The 16,515-nt window shown below is 71.2% G+C and carries 13 protein-coding genes; 9 read left to right on the top strand and 4 right to left on the bottom strand.

Annotated features, from left to right (window positions below):
* Positions 1-3: 3 nt before the first annotated feature.
* Positions 4-1,263, top strand: coding sequence for a MurT ligase domain-containing protein (locus tag JOD95_RS02720; protein ID WP_209682856.1), 1,260 nt, complete (start codon positions 4-6; stop codon positions 1,261-1,263).
* Complete coding sequence (locus tag JOD95_RS02715) at positions 1,260-2,033, top strand: type 1 glutamine amidotransferase (protein WP_209682853.1); 774 nt, start codon at positions 1,260-1,262, stop codon at positions 2,031-2,033. The genes JOD95_RS02720 and JOD95_RS02715 overlap by 4 nt, the downstream gene beginning before the upstream one ends.
* 83 nt (positions 2,034-2,116) lie before the next feature.
* Here JOD95_RS02715 and JOD95_RS02710 read toward each other — a convergent pair whose 3' ends face one another.
* Positions 2,117-2,341: a hypothetical protein gene (locus JOD95_RS02710; RefSeq protein WP_066654059.1), complete on the bottom strand. Its 225-nt coding sequence runs from the start codon at positions 2,339-2,341 to the stop codon at positions 2,117-2,119.
* Between the two features lie 177 nt (positions 2,342-2,518).
* Between JOD95_RS02710 and JOD95_RS02705 the strand changes: the two genes are divergently transcribed.
* Positions 2,519-4,636 carry a type IIA DNA topoisomerase subunit B gene (locus tag JOD95_RS02705; RefSeq protein WP_066654061.1) on the top strand — a complete coding sequence of 706 codons (2,118 nt, stop codon included), beginning with the start codon at positions 2,519-2,521 and terminating at the stop codon, positions 4,634-4,636.
* 533 nt (positions 4,637-5,169) lie between these two features.
* Here the strand turns inward: JOD95_RS02705 and JOD95_RS02700 are convergent.
* The gene (locus JOD95_RS02700; protein ID WP_066654062.1) at positions 5,170-7,656 is read right to left on the bottom strand and encodes a DNA topoisomerase (ATP-hydrolyzing) subunit A; all 2,487 of its coding nucleotides are present in this window, start codon (positions 7,654-7,656) and stop codon (positions 5,170-5,172) included.
* Positions 7,657-7,681: 25 nt separating this feature from the next.
* On the opposite strand from JOD95_RS02700, the gene JOD95_RS02695 reads away from it, so the two are divergent.
* On the top strand, positions 7,682-8,848 hold the full coding sequence (locus tag JOD95_RS02695) for an alkaline phosphatase family protein (protein WP_209682850.1): 1,167 nt from the start codon (positions 7,682-7,684) through the stop codon (positions 8,846-8,848).
* 94 nt (positions 8,849-8,942) lie between these two features.
* Here the strand turns inward: JOD95_RS02695 and sepH are convergent, their stop codons facing one another.
* Positions 8,943-9,947, bottom strand: coding sequence for a septation protein SepH (gene sepH / locus JOD95_RS02690; protein WP_209682847.1), 1,005 nt, complete (start codon positions 9,945-9,947; stop codon positions 8,943-8,945).
* Positions 9,948-10,265: 318 nt separating this feature from the next.
* Between sepH and JOD95_RS02685 the strand changes: the two genes are divergently transcribed.
* Positions 10,266-10,565 carry a DUF4193 domain-containing protein gene (locus JOD95_RS02685; RefSeq protein ID WP_066658128.1) on the top strand — a complete coding sequence of 100 codons (300 nt, stop codon included), beginning with the start codon at positions 10,266-10,268 and terminating at the stop codon, positions 10,563-10,565.
* A 274-nt stretch (positions 10,566-10,839) separates the two neighbouring features.
* On the opposite strand, the gene JOD95_RS02680 is transcribed toward JOD95_RS02685, so the two are convergent.
* The gene (locus tag JOD95_RS02680) at positions 10,840-11,271 is read right to left on the bottom strand and encodes a DUF3093 domain-containing protein (RefSeq protein ID WP_209682844.1); all 432 of its coding nucleotides are present in this window, start codon (positions 11,269-11,271) and stop codon (positions 10,840-10,842) included.
* A 77-nt stretch (positions 11,272-11,348) separates the two neighbouring features.
* Between JOD95_RS02680 and dut the strand changes: the two genes are divergently transcribed.
* From dut to JOD95_RS02660, 4 genes are all read left to right on the top strand, one after another.
* Positions 11,349-11,843: a dUTP diphosphatase gene (gene dut / locus JOD95_RS02675; protein ID WP_209682839.1), complete on the top strand. Its 495-nt coding sequence runs from the start codon at positions 11,349-11,351 to the stop codon at positions 11,841-11,843.
* Complete coding sequence (locus tag JOD95_RS02670) at positions 11,840-12,562, top strand: DUF3710 domain-containing protein (protein ID WP_235426579.1); 723 nt, start codon at positions 11,840-11,842, stop codon at positions 12,560-12,562. The genes dut and JOD95_RS02670 overlap by 4 nt, the downstream gene beginning before the upstream one ends.
* Positions 12,563-12,825: 263 nt before the next feature.
* Complete coding sequence (locus JOD95_RS02665) at positions 12,826-13,527, top strand: DUF3159 domain-containing protein (protein ID WP_209682836.1); 702 nt, start codon at positions 12,826-12,828, stop codon at positions 13,525-13,527.
* 128 nt (positions 13,528-13,655) lie between these two features.
* Positions 13,656-16,493 (top strand): aconitate hydratase, encoded by a 2,838-nt coding sequence (locus JOD95_RS02660; protein WP_066654071.1) that lies wholly within the window; start codon positions 13,656-13,658, stop codon positions 16,491-16,493.
* The last annotated feature ends 22 nt before the right edge of the window (positions 16,494-16,515 follow it).

The following is a 16,515-nucleotide window of genomic DNA, read 5'->3' as shown; positions in this document are numbered from 1 at the left end:
CCGATGCGCTTCCTCATCCCGATCCTGGTCGGGCGGGTCCTCCGCGCCCTCGCACGTGCGCGGGGCGGCGGGTCCGCCTACCCGGGCTACATCGTCCTCAAGCTGGTGCCGGACTTCCTCCAGCACGTGACGAAGCAGTTCCCGAACGGCGTCGTCTTCGTGCTCGGCTCCAACGGCAAGTCGACGACGACGCACATGATCTCGGACATCGTCCGGGCACACGGCCTCCGCGTCTTCACGAACCCGTCCGGTGCGAACCTGCCGCAGGGCATCGCCTCGGCGCTGTTGTCCGAGGTGTCGCTGACCGGCAGGCTCAAGGCGGACATCGGCATCCTCGAGGTGGACGAGGCCTTCGCGGTCGAGCTCGCCGGCATCCTGTCCCCGTCGACGGTGACGATGCTCAACGTGCAGGTCGACCAGCTCTACCGGTTCTTCGAGACCGAGCGCGTCGCGACGATGATGCTCGACACGGCGGCGCTGTCCACGGCGAACGTCATCACGAACCGGGACGACCAGTTCCTCGACGCGTACGCGGGCCGCTCGGGCCAGCGCGTGCTCCGCTTCGGCGCGAGCGCCGAGGTCGTCGCTGCGGCCCCGAACGGGCTGCAGAACGCCGACGACTTCGACCGGACCGCCGGCGAGCCGAACCCTGCCGAGTCCGAGGTCGTCGCCAACACCGGCGACGGAGCGACGATCCGGTTCGACGGCACCGACATCCCCGTCCGGCTGCCGGCACGGGGCCTGCACTACGCGGTGGACGCGGCGGCTGCGACCGCGACCGCGAGCGCCGCGCTGGGTGCGCAGTTCCGGGCCGACGCCGTCACGAGGGCGTTCGGCACGATGAAGCCCGCGTACGGGCGAGGCGAGCGCCTGCCGATCGCTGGCGAGTCCGCCGAGTTCACGATGTTCAAGAACGCGGCGAGCCTGCAGCTCAACCTCGACGCCCTGCCGGACCGCCCGGAGCAGGTCCTCATGGCGATCGACGAGGGCACCCCGGACATCTCCTGGATCTACGACATCGACTTCTCGAAGCTCGACCACGTGGACGTCGTGTCCGGGGACAAGGCGTGGCAGATCGCCATCGCGCTCGAGCACGCCGGTGTCCGCATCGGTCGTGTCGAGCCCGACGTCGAGGCCGCCATCCGGCACATGGAGCAGCTCGGCTCGACGACGTCGGGGACGAAGAACTTCATCGTCAACTACGAGATCATGATGATCGCCCGCAAGGCCCTCGGCCACGGCGACATGGAGAAGACCGCATGACGGCCGACCGGCTGACCATCCTGCACGTCTACCCGCGTCAGATGGGGGTCTCGGGCGACCGTGGCAACGTCGTGGCCCTCACCCGCCGTGCCGAGGCCGCCGGCATCGCCACGGAGGTCGTCACGTACGCGCCGGGCGACCAGCTCCCTGCCGCGGCCGACGTCGTCGTCGTGGGCAACGGGCCGCTCAGCGCCATGCGCTCGCTCGGGGCCGACGTCACGCGTGTCGGGGCGTCCCTCCGCGAGTTCGCCGCTGCCGGCGTGCCCGTCGTGGCCGTCGGCGGGGGCTTCGACCTCGCGACCAACGAGGTCGTCCCCACCGAGGGATCACCCGTCGCGGGCTTCGGCGTGTTCGACGCGCGGGCCGTCCGCGGTGCCGAGCGTCGGGTGAACTACTTCGTGCTCGACACGCGGTACCCCCTGCTGCCCGGCGCACCGAAGCGTCTCGCCGGCTTCGAGGACCACGCGACCCGGATCGAACTGGCTCCGGGCGTCGAGCCCTTCGCCGACGTCGTGTCCGGTGGCGGCAACCAGGCCGGGTCCGCCGTCGAGGGGGCGATCACGGGTTCGTCCTTCGGCACGCACACCCAGGGGCCGATCCTGCCGCTCAACCCGCAGCTGACCGATGCGGTGCTCGCTGCGGCGACCACGCGCCTCGGGCGCGAGTACGCGCCGGACCCGGAGCGGACGGCGACCGTCGACCGGTACGCGCGCGAAGCGCGCGCGACCGTCGACCGCTACGTCGACAAGGCCTTCAAGCGGATCGCCTAGTCGACCTGGCGGTCGTCACGACGACGAACGGGAGGCGCGGTGCCAGCTGGCACCGCGCCTCCCGTTCGTCCGTCTGGTGACGACTACTTCGACTCGTGGAGTCGGCTGCTCTCGTCGTGCCACTCGAGCGCGGTGGCTGCGAGCTTCTCCTTGAACTCGGCGCCGTGGTGGGCGCAGAAGTAGAGCTCGCCGCTGGCCATGGTGGCGCGGATGTACGCCTGCGCTCCGCAGCTGTCGCAGCGGTCAGCGGCGGTGAGCTGGTGGCTGCTGGCTTCGTCGATGGAGAGGTCCTGCACGGTCTGGGTCATTGCTGTGCTCCTCACGGATCGCAGGTGGTGCGGGTGGACCACCATTTGAACACGTGGTGGCTGGGAGCCGTGCATCCCGGACCGCCTGTTTCGCTGAGCGCGGAGCGGTTGTCCCCAGTCCGAGCCGCGCCGCTGTCCGGCGGTCTGGCTGTCGGTGCCCCTCGGTACCATCAGGAGGTGAGCTCCGACTACTCTGCACGACACCTCTCCGTCCTCGAAGGGCTCGAGGCGGTTCGGAAGCGTCCGGGCATGTACATCGGCTCGACGGACTCGCGCGGGCTCATGCACTGCCTGTGGGAGATCATCGACAACTCCGTCGACGAAGCGCTCGCGGGTCACGGCGACGAGATCGGGGTCGTGCTGCACGCCGACGGCTCCGTCGAGGTCCGCGACACCGCCCGCGGCATCCCTGTGGACGTGGAACCGAAGACCGGCCTGACCGGGGTCGAGGTCGTGTTCACGAAGCTGCACGCCGGCGGCAAGTTCGGGTCCGGATCGTACGCGGCCTCCGGTGGCCTGCACGGCGTGGGTGCCTCGGTCGTGAACGCGCTGTCGGAGCGCCTCGACGTCGAGGTCGACCGCGGTGGCAAGACCTACGCGATGTCCTTCCACCGGGGTGAGCCCGGCACCTTCGCCGGTGACGGGCCGGATGCGCCCTTCACCCCGTTCACCTCGGGCAGTGAGCTCCGTGTCGTCGGCAAGGTGAAGAAGGGGGTCACCGGGTCCCGCATCCGGTACTGGGCGGACCGACAGATCTTCACCACGGACGCCCGTTTCAGCACGGGCGACCTGGTCAACCGCGCCCGTCAGACCGCCTTCCTGGTGCCCGGGCTCGGCATCACGATCACCGACGAACGGGCCGCGTCCATCGAGGCTGCCGCCCAGCGTGCCGAGGCGACCGGGACGACGGTCGCGCCCGGTCCGGTCATCGAGCGCTTCCGGTACGAGGGCGGCATCAGCGAGTTCGTCGAGCACCTGGCGGTCGACTCCGCGGTCACCGACGTCTGGCGCATCCAGGGCACCGGGACCTTCACGGAGACCGTTCCGATGCTCGACGACAAGGGCCACATGGTGTCCACCTCGGTCGAGCGGACCTGCGAGGTCGACATCGCGATGCGGTGGGGCAGCGGGTACGAGACCGTCGAGCGGAGCTTCGTCAACATCATCGCGACGCCGAAGGGCGGCACGCACCTGACCGGCTTCGAGTCGGGCGTCGTCAAGGCCGTGCGCACGCAGGTCGAGGCGAACGCCCGCAAGCTCAAGGTCGGGCAGGACAAGCTCGAGAAGGACGACGTGCTCGCCGGCCTCACCGCCGTGCTGACCGTCCGCCTGCCCGAGCCGCAGTTCGAGGGGCAGACGAAGGAGGTCCTCGGCACCCCCGCGGTCCGGAAGATCGTCGACCAGGTCGTGGCGAAGCAGCTCACCGACGTCCTCACCTCGACACAGCGCACCGAGAAGGCGCAGGCCGCGACCCTGCTCGAGAAGGTCGTCGCCGAGATGAAGACCCGCATCTCGGCGCGGGCGCACAAGGAGACGCAGCGGCGCAAGAACGCGCTGGAGAACTCCTCGTTGCCGACCAAGCTCGCCGACTGCCGCAAGCAGGACGCCGAGGGTACGGAGCTCTTCATCGTCGAGGGCGACTCCGCGCTCGGCACCGCCAAGCTCGCCCGCAACAGCGAGTACCAGGCGCTGCTGCCCATCCGCGGCAAGATCCTCAACGTGCAGAAGGCCTCGGTGTCGGACATGCTGTCCAACACCGAGTGCGCCTCGATCATCCAGGTCATCGGCGCCGGCTCCGGCCGCTCGTTCGAGATCGACCAGGCCCGCTACGGCAAGATCATCATCATGTCGGACGCCGACGTCGACGGTGCCCACATCCGCACGCTCCTGCTGACGCTGTTCTTCCGGTACATGCGGCCGATGATCGAGCAGGGCCGGGTGTTCGCCGCCGTGCCGCCGCTGCACCGGGTCGTCGTGGTGAACCGCGGCAAGCCGAACGACACGCTCTACACCTACTCCGAGGCCGAGCTGCAGGCGGTGCTGAAGAAGCTCGCGAAGCAGGGCAAGAAGTACCAGGAGCCGATCCAGCGGTACAAGGGCCTGGGGGAGATGGACGCCGACCAGCTCGCCGAGACCACGATGGACCGGGCGCACCGCACGCTTCGTCGGGTGAACGTGACCGATGCCGAGAGCGCCGCGAAGGTGTTCGAGCTGCTGATGGGCAACGACGTCGCGCCGCGCAAGGAGTTCATCCTGGCCGGCGAGGGCCTCGACCGCGACCGCATCGACGCGTAGCGGCGGCGGCGCGGCGCCCGGCGGCGACGCGGAGCGCGGCGCCCAGCGGCAGCGCGAAGCGGCGCTCAGCGGCGGCGCACCGCCGCAGCGCGAAGTGGCGCTCAGCGGCGGCGCACGGCCGCAGCGCGAAGCGGCGCCTGGCGGCGGCGCACGGCCCGAGACTCGCGCTGGCCGACGGTTCTCGCCCTCTGCTGTCTGGCCGAGACACCGCCGGCCGGACGAGACGCCGTCGTCGTGCCGAGACGCCGCCGGATCCGGCGGCGTCTCGCGAACTCGGCCCCGTCTCGTGGATCCCACGGCGTCTCGCGGCATCCCGGGCGTCTCGAGGGACCAGCTGGCGGGCGGGAGGCGACGCGCTGACTGCCACCGCGCCTCCCGGCCGACGGGTCGACCCTGCGGGCGCGTGACACGCCGCGTGCTGACGTTCCGGTCGCACGACACGCCGTCACCAGCGGCACGGGACGGCAAGTCGTGCGACCAGGGCGGGAACACGGCGGCCGCACACTCGCGCGCAGCGGCGGGCGGGACCCCGCCTACGCCTCGCCCGCGGTACCGTCCAGGGCTGCTGCGCTGCCGCCGATCGAGCCGATCACGGCCTCGAGCGGCGCTCCCGACCCGTCGCGCTTCGACAGCCAGTCGGGCAGGGTCCGCGCGGCTCCGTCCGACCCGACGGCGTGCGGCGGCGCGATGCCGGCCCACGCCACGGTCAGCCCGTCCTCGCCCTTGAGGAACGCGTGCGCCCGCACTCCCTGCGTCGCACGGCCCTTCGCGGGGAACTCCGAGAACGCCGAGACCTTCGCCCGTCCGGGGTCCGTGCCGGGCAGCGCCCCCGACGCCGTCGACACGGTGGCGACCACTGCGTCCTCGGACAGCGCCACGGACCCGAACCAGATCACCGATGCGCCGGAAGCCAGGGAGACCCCGGCGACGCCGCCCGCGGGCAGCCCCTGTGGTCGGACGCCCGAGGCCGGGAACCGCAGCAGCTGCGCGTTCGACGTGATGAACACGAGGTCGTCCGACTCCGGCGCCTGCGCGGCCCCGACGACGGTGTCCTTCGGCTTCAGCCCGATGGCGACGAACTCGTCCTTGTCCGGCCATGCGCCGGTCGCGACGCGTTTCACGACGCCCTGCGCGGTGCCGATGGCGAGCGAGTCGCCCGCCTCTGCGGACAGGTCGACGAGTGCGACGACGGACTCGGTGCGAGCGATCCCGAGGTAGTCGGACACCCGCACGCCGGCGTCGAGCCGGACGGACGCCGGCGGCACCGCGGGGACGTCGACGGGGGAGAACCGCAGCACGCGGCCGGTCGAGGTCAGCGCACCGACCTGCCCACGGACGGTCGAGACGACGGTCGAGCGGACCGCGTCGTGCTTCGACCGCTTCGGCACCCGCACGATACCGAGGTCCGAGGAGGGGATGTCCACCCGCACGAGTCGACCGGTGGTCGAGAGCAGCACACGGCACGGCGCGTCGGCGATCTGCAGCGACTCGGGGTCGACCGCGGCCTTGCGGCCACCGCGCACCGGGGCATCGGCCTCGGTGAGCAGGGTGCGGCGCGGCGTGGCGAACCGGTCGGAGACCTCGGTCAGCTCGACCGCCACTTGGGCACGGAGGCGAGCGTCGGACGCCAGCAGTTCCTCGAGCGCGGCGATGTCGGCGAGGAGCTGGTCGCGCTCGCCCTCGAGCTCGAGGCGCGAGAACTTCGTCAGGCGCCGCAGACGCAGCTCGAGGATGTACTCGGCCTGCACCTCGGACAGGTCGAAGACGTCCTGCAGCTTCGTCCGTGCAGCCTCGGAGTCGTCGGACGAGCGGATGACCTCGATGACCTCGTCGATGTCGAGGATCGCGATGAGCAGACCCTCGACGAGGTGCAGCCGTTCCTTCCGACGGGCGAGCCGGTACCGGGAGCGCCGGGTGACCACGTCGAGCCGGTGCTGCACGTAGACGTCGAGCAGTTCGCGCAGGCCGAGCGTGCGCGGTGACCCCTGCACGAGCGCGACGTTGTTGATGCCGAAGCCGTCCTCGAGCGGGGTGTGCTTGTAGAGCTGCTCGAGCACGGCCGTCGGGTTGAAGCCGGACTTGATGCCGATGACCAGCCGCAGCCCGTGGTTCCGGTCCGTCAGGTCGTTGACGTCGGAGATGCCGACGAGCTTCTTCGCCTGGACGCCGTCCTTGATCTTCTCGATCACGCGTTCGGGGCCGACCAGGTACGGCAGCTCCGTGACGACGAGGCCGACCTTGCGCGGCGTGAGGTTCTCGACGGACACCTTCGCCCGGGTGCGGAACGAGCCGCGGCCCGTCGCGTAGGCGTCGCGCACCCCGGAGAGCCCGACGATCGTGCCACCGGACGGCAGGTCCGGGCCCGGCACGAACTCCATCAGTTCCTCGAGGGTCGCCGTCGGGTTCAGGAGCAGGTGCTTCGCGGCCTCGACGACCTCGCCCAGGTTGTGCGGCGCCATGTTCGTCGCCATGCCGACCGCGATGCCCGATGCGCCGTTGACGAGCAGGTTCGGGAACGCCGCCGGCAGCACGCCCGGCTGCATGATCTGGTTGTCGTAGTTCGGGACGAAGTCGACGACGTCCTCGCCCAGGCCCTCCGTCATCGCCATCGACGGCTCGGCCAGACGGGCCTCGGTGTACCGGGCGGCCGCGGGGCCGTCGTCGAGCGACCCGAAGTTGCCGTGCCCGTCGACCAGCGGCACACGCATCGTGAACGGCTGCGCCAGGCGCACGAGGGCGTCGTAGATCGCGCCGTCGCCGTGCGGGTGCAGCTTGCCCATCACCTCGCCGGTGACGCGGGCGCTCTTCACGTGCCCACGGTCCGGTCGGAGCCCCATCTCCGCCATCTGGTAGAGGATGCGTCGCTGCACCGGCTTGAGGCCGTCGCGCGCGTCCGGCAGGGCCCGCGAGTAGATGACGGAGTACGCGTACTCGAGGAACGAACCCTGCATCTCCTCGGAGACGTCGACGTCCTCGATGCGCTCACCGTCGGGCAGGCCGACTGCTTCCGTGCGTGCCATGGGACCTTTCTGGGAGGATCGTGGGGTGCCCCCCAGCGTACCGAGCGCCCCAGACACCACCGCGAACCTCGCCGACGTGCTGCCGAGTTGCCTCGTCGCGCTCGGCGCCGCCGACGACACGTGGTTGCGCACCACCGGCCGGGAGGCACGGATCACCCTCCGTCCCGCCCGCTCGGTCGTCGTCGTGCTGGTCGACGGCCTCGGGTCGTCCGCCCTGTCGGCCCGTGCCGGGCACGCCCGCTGGCTCACCGCCGCCACCGGCGGCGGCACCCTCAAGCGCCTGCGCAGCGGGTTCCCGACGACGACCGCCGCGGCGCTCAGCACCCTGACGACCGGCCGCTCGCCCGGCACGCACGGCGTGGTCGGCTACAGCGGGTGGGAGCCCGAGGGGGAGCGGGTGGTCAACCTGCTGTCCGGCTGGGACTCCGAGGTGCCGACGGGCTGGCTGCTCGCCGACACCGTCTTCACCGAGGCCAGCGCGCTCGGCATCGAGCCCGTGGTGGTCGGTCCGGCCCGCTACGAGTCCTCGGGGATGACCGCGAACGTGCTCGGCGGTGCCCGGTACACCGCAGCCGACACCATCGCGCAGCGGGTCGACGCCGCACTGGCGGCGACGGCGTCCGGCCGATCGCTCGTCTACCTCTACGTGCCGGAGCTCGACTCGATCGGGCACAAGCACGGGTGGGAGTCCGACCGCTGGACCGCGGCGCTCGAGTCACTCGACGGCGAGCTCGCCCGGCTCGCGACCCGCGGCGCCGCCGACGTGGGCATCCTCGTGACGGCCGACCACGGCGTGCTCGACGTGCCGGCCGAGGCGAACATCGCGATGGACCCCGCGCTCCTCGTGGACGTCGTGGGGATCGCCGGGGACCCCCGCTGCCGACAGCTGGCCGTGCGCCCCGGCACCGACGTCCCGGCGCTGGTCGAGGCCTGGCGCACCCGCTACGGCAAGAAGGCGTACGTCGCCAGCCGCGACGAGGCCGTGGCCGCCGGGTGGTTCGGTGCCGTGGACGACCGCGTGCTCCCGCGCATCGGGGACGTCGTCGTGGTCGCGAGGGGTTCGTGGGCCTTCAACGACGACCGCGACCTCGACCCGCGCAAGGAGCCGAAGCGGATGATCGGGCAGCACGGTGCCATGACGGACGACGAGGTCTTCGTGCCCCTGCGGCTGGCGGGCGCCTTCGCGGGCTGACCCGGGCGGGAACGCGAGCAGCCCCGCGACGCGACGAGCGTGGCGGGGCTGCAGCGGGCCTCCAGGCCGGACGGACCGGACCGAGGAGGCTGGATCAGGCGGGGTCCTCCGGGCGGGTGCCGAAGACGATCTCGTCCCAGCTCGGCATCGACCGTCGGTTGCGCTTCTTGCGCTCGGAGCGGCCGTCGGTCTCGGGAGCCGATGCCGGACGGTCGTCACGCTCGGGGGCGGAGGCCGGCGAGTCCCAGCCCTGGAGGGGGACGTCCACGACGCTGATGGAGGTCCCGCGGGGCTCGTCCTGCTGTTCGGTGAAGGATGCCGCCTCGCGCTCACCGCGCCGACGGCGGAGTGCCTCGAGCAGGTCGGCGGTCTCGTTGCCGGGCGAGCGTTCCTCGACGGGCGCGGCACCGATGCGGGGGAGCGGCGCACGGAGCGGACGCTCCTGGGCCTCGGGGGCCGGCGCGTCCTCGGTCTGCTCGACGCGGAAGGCACCGGAGTCGAAGCGCGTGCCGTCGGCGTCGTGGTGGTCGTTCTCCACCGCACGCAGGCGCGGAGCGATGCCCTCGTCGTCGGTGTCGGAGAGGCGGTGGGCGTCGCCGTTGTCGGGCGTGAGCGTCGACGTCTTGGGGTCGAAGGACCACTGCGCGTCGTGCTCGACCTCGGACGCGGTGTAGCGGACCCGGACCTGCCACCCCTGCTCGGCGTTCTTCCACGACGCCCACGCGATGTCGGTCGCGTCGCCGGCCTCGAGCTTGGCCTCGATGGCCTCGCCGAAGGTGTCGGGCGCCTCGGCGTCGGTCGGGGTGACCGGGACACGTCGTGCGGCGTCGAGGACGAAGGAACGCTCGGCGAGCACCGGACCCTCGAACCGCCGGACGTACTCGACGTCGACGTCGAGCGCCGCTGCGACGTCGGCCGCGTCGGCGCCACCACGGATGCGGGCCTGCACGTCCTTCGGCGACACGCGCTTCTGGGGGCCGGCGTCGGGGTTGGCCTGGCGGACCTGGCTCGTCAGCGACGCGGTGACCGGCAACCGGTACTCGGTGCCGCCGTCGGTCGCGAGCAGGAGTGCCCCGGACTCGACTCCGATGACTCTCACGTCTTGCATGGTTGCGCCTCCCGAGCGTTGCGTACGGTCGTGCTCGTACCCCAGGAGTATGCAGCGGTGCATCCCCGTTGCCGCGGAGGCGCACGGGCGTGCCGCGGACTCCCGCACGCCCGGGGACGGTCCTCGTCCGCTGCCGGCCCCGCGCACCGTCCTCGTCCGCTCCCGGCCGCCGGGAATGTCCGACCACCACGGTGGGTTGCACGGCCTGACGATCCCGCACGGCGTTCGGTTTGCGCTCTCGCGGGTCGTGGTGCAAACTGTCGCCGCCGATCACCGGCGACGACCTCTCGACACGAGAAACGGATGGGCATGGCCACCGATTACGACGCCCCCAGGAAGACCGACGAATCCTCTGACTCGGAGTCGATCGAGGCCCTCAAGGAGCGCGTTCCCGACAAGATGTCGGGGGTCGTCGACGATGATTCGGACAACCCCGGCAGCTTCGAGCTCGCTGGACAGGACCTCAGCGACGTCGACCTCGACGTCGTCGTGCTGCCGCCGCAGGTGGACGAGTTCACCTGCGTCGAGTGCTTCCTCGTGAAGCACCGTTCGCAGCTCGACCACGAGTCGAAGCTCGGCCCCGTGTGCGCGGAGTGCGCGGCGCTCTGAGTCGCAGCTCCACCGGGACGGCCCGTCACCCTTCGTGGGTGGCGGGCCGTTCCGCGTTGCGGCGCAGGGCGGGCGCGGGCGTGCCTGGCGGGGGCGGGCGCACCTGGCGGAAGCGGGCGTACCTGGTCGGATCGGGCGTACCTGGGGGGGATCGGGCGTACCTGGTCTTCCGGAACGACCAGGTGTGCCCGGAACCGCTTCCTCCTGCACCCGTTGTGGGAAGGAACGGGCGGGGCGGGGCGGCGCGAGCCTCCCGGCCCGCGCGCCCGGGGCGTCAGGAACGCAGGGCGTCCACCACGGCCTGCGGGTTGCGCGCGCTGACCAGCCAGTAGGGCGTCGGGTCCGCCGGGTCCGTCACCTCGACGCGCACGACCCCGCGCACGTACCCGCGGAAGAGCGTCCACGCGCGGGCGTCGAGCGCCGGACCGCGCTGGGTCGTGGCCTCGGCGCCGGTGTGCGCGGTGGCCTCGCCGACGAGCGTCCGCGGCAGGTGTGCACGGCCGGCGCGGAACTCGGTGCCGGTGACCTCGATCGTCGGGGCGAGCGCCCAGAGCAGCACGACCACGCCGAGGTACATGCCGATCGCCACGAGGACGCCGGCCAGGACGCTGATCGGCAGGAACACGAGCAGGCTCGCGGGGATGACGAGCGCCGTCGCCAGGTAGAGGGCGGGCGGGGCCCAGAGTCGTTCGCGGTACACGGTCACCCCTCCATCCCACCACGAGTCGGGGCAGGTCACGGAACGGTCACGGAACGACCACGCTCGTGCACTACCCTCGTCTCGTGACCGAACCAGTCGACGTGCTCTGGACCGGGGAGAACGCCCCCGTCCACGCCCACCCCGGTGATGCCGGAGCCGACCTCGTCTCGACCGAGGCCTTCGTGCTGCAGCCCGGGGAGCGCCGTCTCGTCGGCACCGGGCTCCGGATCGCACTGCCGGACGGCCACGTCGCCTTCGTGGTGCCCCGGAGCGGCCTCGCGGCGAAGCACGGCATCACGATCGTGAACGCCCCCGGCACCGTCGACTCCGGCTACCGGGGCGAGGTCAAGGTCGCCCTGCTCAACACCGATGCGTCCGAGCCGTACGAGGTGCACGTGGGGGACCGCATCGCGCAGGTGGTCGTCATGCCGGTGCCGCGGGTCACCTACACCCGCGTCGAGGAGCTGCCGGACAGTGTCCGCGGCGAGGGCGGCTTCGGCTCCTCGGGCTACGGTGACCACCGCAGCGGCGCACTGTACGGTGCCGCCGACGACTTCCAGGAAGGAACGGGCGCATGAAGTTCGGTCGACGCAAGCGTGACGAGGTCGAGGTGGCGGACGCCGTCGCCGACGACGCCGTGATCGCAGGGACGACGCCGGAGGTCGACATCGCGACCGATGCCGACGCCGACCTCGACGAGGTGGACGCGGTCGCACCGACCGACAAGTCGGCTCCGGCCGACCGTGCCGACAACGGCCCGCACGACGAGACCGAGGCGAACCTGGTCCGCCCGTACGTCGACCTGGGCGGCGTGAAGGTCCTCCCGCGTGAGGGCCTGCACCTGCGCCTCGAGGTCGAGGAGGGTTCGCAGCGCGTCGTCGCGGTCGGGCTCGACTACGACGAGTCCACGCTCCAGGTCCAGCCCTTCGCCGCGCCCCGGTCCACCGGACTGTGGCACGAGATCCGCGCGCAGATCGCCGACCAGATCGAGCGGCAGGGCGGCCGCGTGGACGAGGTCGACGGCCCCTTCGGTCCCGAGCTCCGCGCTCTCGTGCCGGTCGTCGTCGACGGCTCCGGCGCGACCGACGGTGCACGCGCCGCACGCTTCGTCGGTGTCGACGGCCCTCGTTGGTTCCTGCGCGGCGTGATCGCCGGCAAGGCCGCGGAACAGCCGGACGACGCCGCAGAGATCGAGGAGCTCTTCCGCAGCGTGGTCGTCGTGCGTGGCACGACGCCGATGCCGCCGCGCGACCTCATCCCGCTGCACATGCCCAAGTCGACGCAGACCGCCGTCTGACGACCGTCCGCGACGAACGACCCACGACACGGCCTGGAGGCACGGTGCCGGACCACGACGAGACCCCCCGTCCCGCGGACGCGAGCGACCAGGGCGCGGCTCCGGTCGACGGGACCGCCGCGGGTGCGGTGCCGGCCGGCCCGGTCGCGGGTCCGCCGACGCCCGGTGCGGGCGCGGGTCCGACCGCGTCCGGACCGGCCGTCCCGGCTGGACGGACGGCCCCGGCCCGGCCGGCTGGTGACGACTCCGTCGACGAGGACGTCGTGCCGTCCTTCTCGGCGCAGTTCCGCGCGGCCGTGCAGAACGCCGGCATCGCCCGGGTCGCGCCGGGTGAGGCACCCTCCGGCCGTGCGCTGCTCGGTGCGGTCGGCGGCGTGCGCGGGCTCGCCGAGTCGGTGCTGCCCGGCTTCGCGTTCCTCGTCGTCTACGCGATCACGAAGGAGCTCGTGCCGAGCGTCGTGATCCCGGTGCTCGTCGGGCTCGTGTTCGTGGTGGTCCGTCTGGCGCAGCGGCAGTCGCTCGTGATGTCCTTCGCGGGCATCGCCGGCGTGGTCGTCTCGGCGGTCCTGGCGCTGGTCACCGGCCGGGCCGAGACGAACTTCATCCCCGGCATCGTCATCAACTCGGTGTGGCTCGTCGGACTGCTCGTCACCCTGGCGATCCGGTGGCCGCTGATCGGCGTCGTGGTCGGCTTCCTGCTCCCGCCGGACGAGGACGGCTCCCACGTCGACTGGCGTGCCGACCCCACCAAGCGCCGGGTGCTCACGGTGGCGACGTGGATCTGGGTCGGGCTCTTCGCGCTCCGGCTGGCCGTCGAGGTACCGCTGTACCTGACCGCGCAGGTCGAGCTCCTCGCCGCGGTGAAGCTCGTGCTCGGCGTCCCGCTCTACGCGGCCGTGCTGTGGGTCACGTGGTTGCTCGTCCGCACGGTGTTCGTGCGTCGGGAGGACACGGCCGCGGTGTAGAGTTGTCTCGACATCGAGACAGTTTCCCGGGGGCGCGCCAGCACCGTCGGGATTAGGTTTGCCTTGCTGGTGGGACGTTCCGACGCCCGCGATGATGAGGGCACACCGATCAGTAGGGAGGCGGCACAGTGGCTGCAGTCAACAGCTTCGGCTCGAAGGACACGCTCTCGGTTGGGGGTGTCGACTACGCGTTCCACCGGATCGACACGGTGCCGGGGCACGAGAAGCTCCCGTACAGCCTGAAGGTGCTGCTCGAGAACCTGCTCCGCACCGAGGACGGCGCGAACGTCACCGAGGAGCAGATCCGCGCGCTCGGCTCCTGGAAGCCCGAGGCCGAGCCGGACACCGAGATCCAGTTCTCGCCGGCCCGCGTGGTCATGCAGGACTTCACGGGCGTCCCGTGCATCGTCGACCTCGCAACCATGCGCGAGGCGATGGCACAGATCGGCGGCGACCCGAACAAGATCAACCCGCTCTCGCCGGCCGAGATGGTCATCGACCACTCCGTCGTCGCCGACCTGTTCGGCCGCGAGGACGCCCTCCAGCGCAACACCGACCTCGAGTACGAGCGCAACGGGGAGCGCTACCAGTTCCTCCGCTGGGGCCAGACCGCGTTCGAGGACTTCAAGGTCGTCCCGCCGGGCACCGGCATCGTGCACCAGGTCAACATCGAGTACCTGGCGAAGGTCACGTACACCCGCGAGTTCGACGGTGAGCTCTACGCGTACCCGGACACCCTCGTCGGCACCGACTCGCACACCACCATGGTGAACGGCCTCGGCGTGCTCGGGTGGGGCGTCGGCGGCATCGAGGCCGAGGCCGCGATGCTCGGCCAGCCCGTGTCGATGCTCATCCCGAAGGTCGTCGGCTTCAAGCTGTCCGGTTCGATCCCCGCCGGCGTCACCGCGACCGACGTGGTGCTGACCATCACCCAGGAGCTCCGCAAGCACGGCGTCGTGGGCAAGTTCGTCGAGTTCTACGGCGAGGGTGTCTCCGAGGTCCCGCTCGCGAACCGCGCGACCATCGGCAACATGTCGCCGGAGTTCGGTTCCACCGCCGCGATCTTCCCCGTCGACTCCGTCACGCTCGACTACCTGCGCCTGACCGGCCGGTCCGAGGACCAGATCGCCCTGGTCGAGGCGTACTCCAAGGCCCAGGGCCTGTGGCACGACCCGTCGGTGGAGCCCGCGTACTCCGAGTACATGGAGCTCGACCTCTCGACGGTCGTCCCGTCGATCTCCGGCCCGAAGCGCCCGCAGGACCGCATCGAGCTGTCGAAGGCCAAGGACCAGTTCGAGGTCGACCTCGCCAACTACGCGAGCATCGACCACACGCACGAGGACAAGGCCGTGGCGGACACCTTCCCGGCGTCCGACCCGGTCGCCGCCGCGCCCGGTGACGAGCACGCCGTCGACGACCTGCAGGACGCCCCCGCGTCCGAGGTCCCCGTGCACGCCTCGAGCGCGCCCGGCACGGTGTCGAAGCCGACGTCGGTCTCCGTGGCCGACGGCGACACGTTCACGATCGACCACGGTGCCGTCGCGATCGCCGCGATCACCTCCTGCACGAACACGTCGAACCCGTCGGTGATGATGGCCGCCGGCATCCTCGCGCGGAACGCCGCGAAGAAGGGCCTCAAGGCCAAGCCGTGGGTGAAGACCACCCTCGCGCCGGGCTCGAAGGTCGTCACCGACTACTACGAGAAGGCCGGGCTCACCAGCTACCTCGAGGACCTCGGCTTCTACACGGTCGGCTACGGCTGCACCACCTGCATCGGCAACTCGGGCCCGCTGCCCGAGGAGATCTCGCAGGCCGTGCAGGACAACGACCTCGCCGTCACCGCGGTGCTCTCGGGCAACCGCAACTTCGAGGGCCGGATCAACCCCGACGTGAAGATGAACTACCTGGCCTCGCCGCCGCTGGTCATCGCGTACGCCCTGGCCGGGTCGATGCACTTCGACTTCGACAAGGACGCCCTCGGCACCGACCAGGACGGCAACGACGTCTACCTGCAGGACATCTGGCCCGACGCGGCCGAGGTGCAGGACGTGATCGACACGTCCATCGACACCGAGATGTTCACCCACGAGTACGGTTCCGTGTTCGAGGGCGACGACCGCTGGAAGAACCTGCCGACCCCGACGGGCGACACGTTCGAGTGGGACACCGAGTCGACCTACGTCCGGAAGCCCCCGTACTTCGAGGGCATGACGATGCAGCCCGACGCGGTCTCCGACATCTCCGGTGCCCGCGTGCTCGCGAAGCTCGGTGACTCGGTCACGACCGACCACATCTCCCCGGCCGGTTCGATCAAGGCCGACAGCCCGGCCGGTCGGTACCTCGACGAGCACGGCGTCGACCGCAAGGACTTCAACTCCTACGGCTCGCGCCGCGGCAACCACGAGGTGATGATCCGCGGCACGTTCGCGAACATCCGCCTGCGGAACCAGCTGCTGGACGGCGTCGAGGGCGGCTACACCCGCGACTTCACGACGCCCGACGGCGAGCAGTCGTTCATCTACGACGCCTCGCAGCACTACCAGGAGCAGGGCATCCCCCTCGTCATCTTCGGCGGCAAGGAGTACGGCTCCGGCTCGTCGCGCGACTGGGCGGCGAAGGGCACGAACCTGCTCGGCGTCAAGGCGGTCATCACCGAGAGCTTCGAGCGCATCCACCGCTCGAACCTCATCGGCATGGGTGTCGTCCCGCTGCAGTTCCCGGCGGGTGAGACGGTCGAGTCGCTCGGTCTCGACGGCACCGAGGTCGTCTCGATCTCGGGGCTCACCGAGTTGAACGAGGGCCGCACGCCGAAGACCGTGCACGTCACCGCGGAGCCGAGCGAGCACTCGCCGGCCGGCAAGCAGACGGTCGAGTTCGACGCGGTCGTCCGCATCGACACCCCCGGTGAGGCGGACTACTACCGCAACGGCGGCATCCTGCAGTACGTGCTCCGTTCGCTCGTCTGATCCCTTCCACGAAACGCAACCG

Origin of the sequence: Curtobacterium sp. 1310 (assembly GCF_017834105.1) — a bacterium.
In the GTDB taxonomy this organism is placed as follows: domain Bacteria; phylum Actinomycetota; class Actinomycetes; order Actinomycetales; family Microbacteriaceae; genus Curtobacterium.
This window is presented reverse-complemented; position numbering and strand designations above follow the sequence as displayed.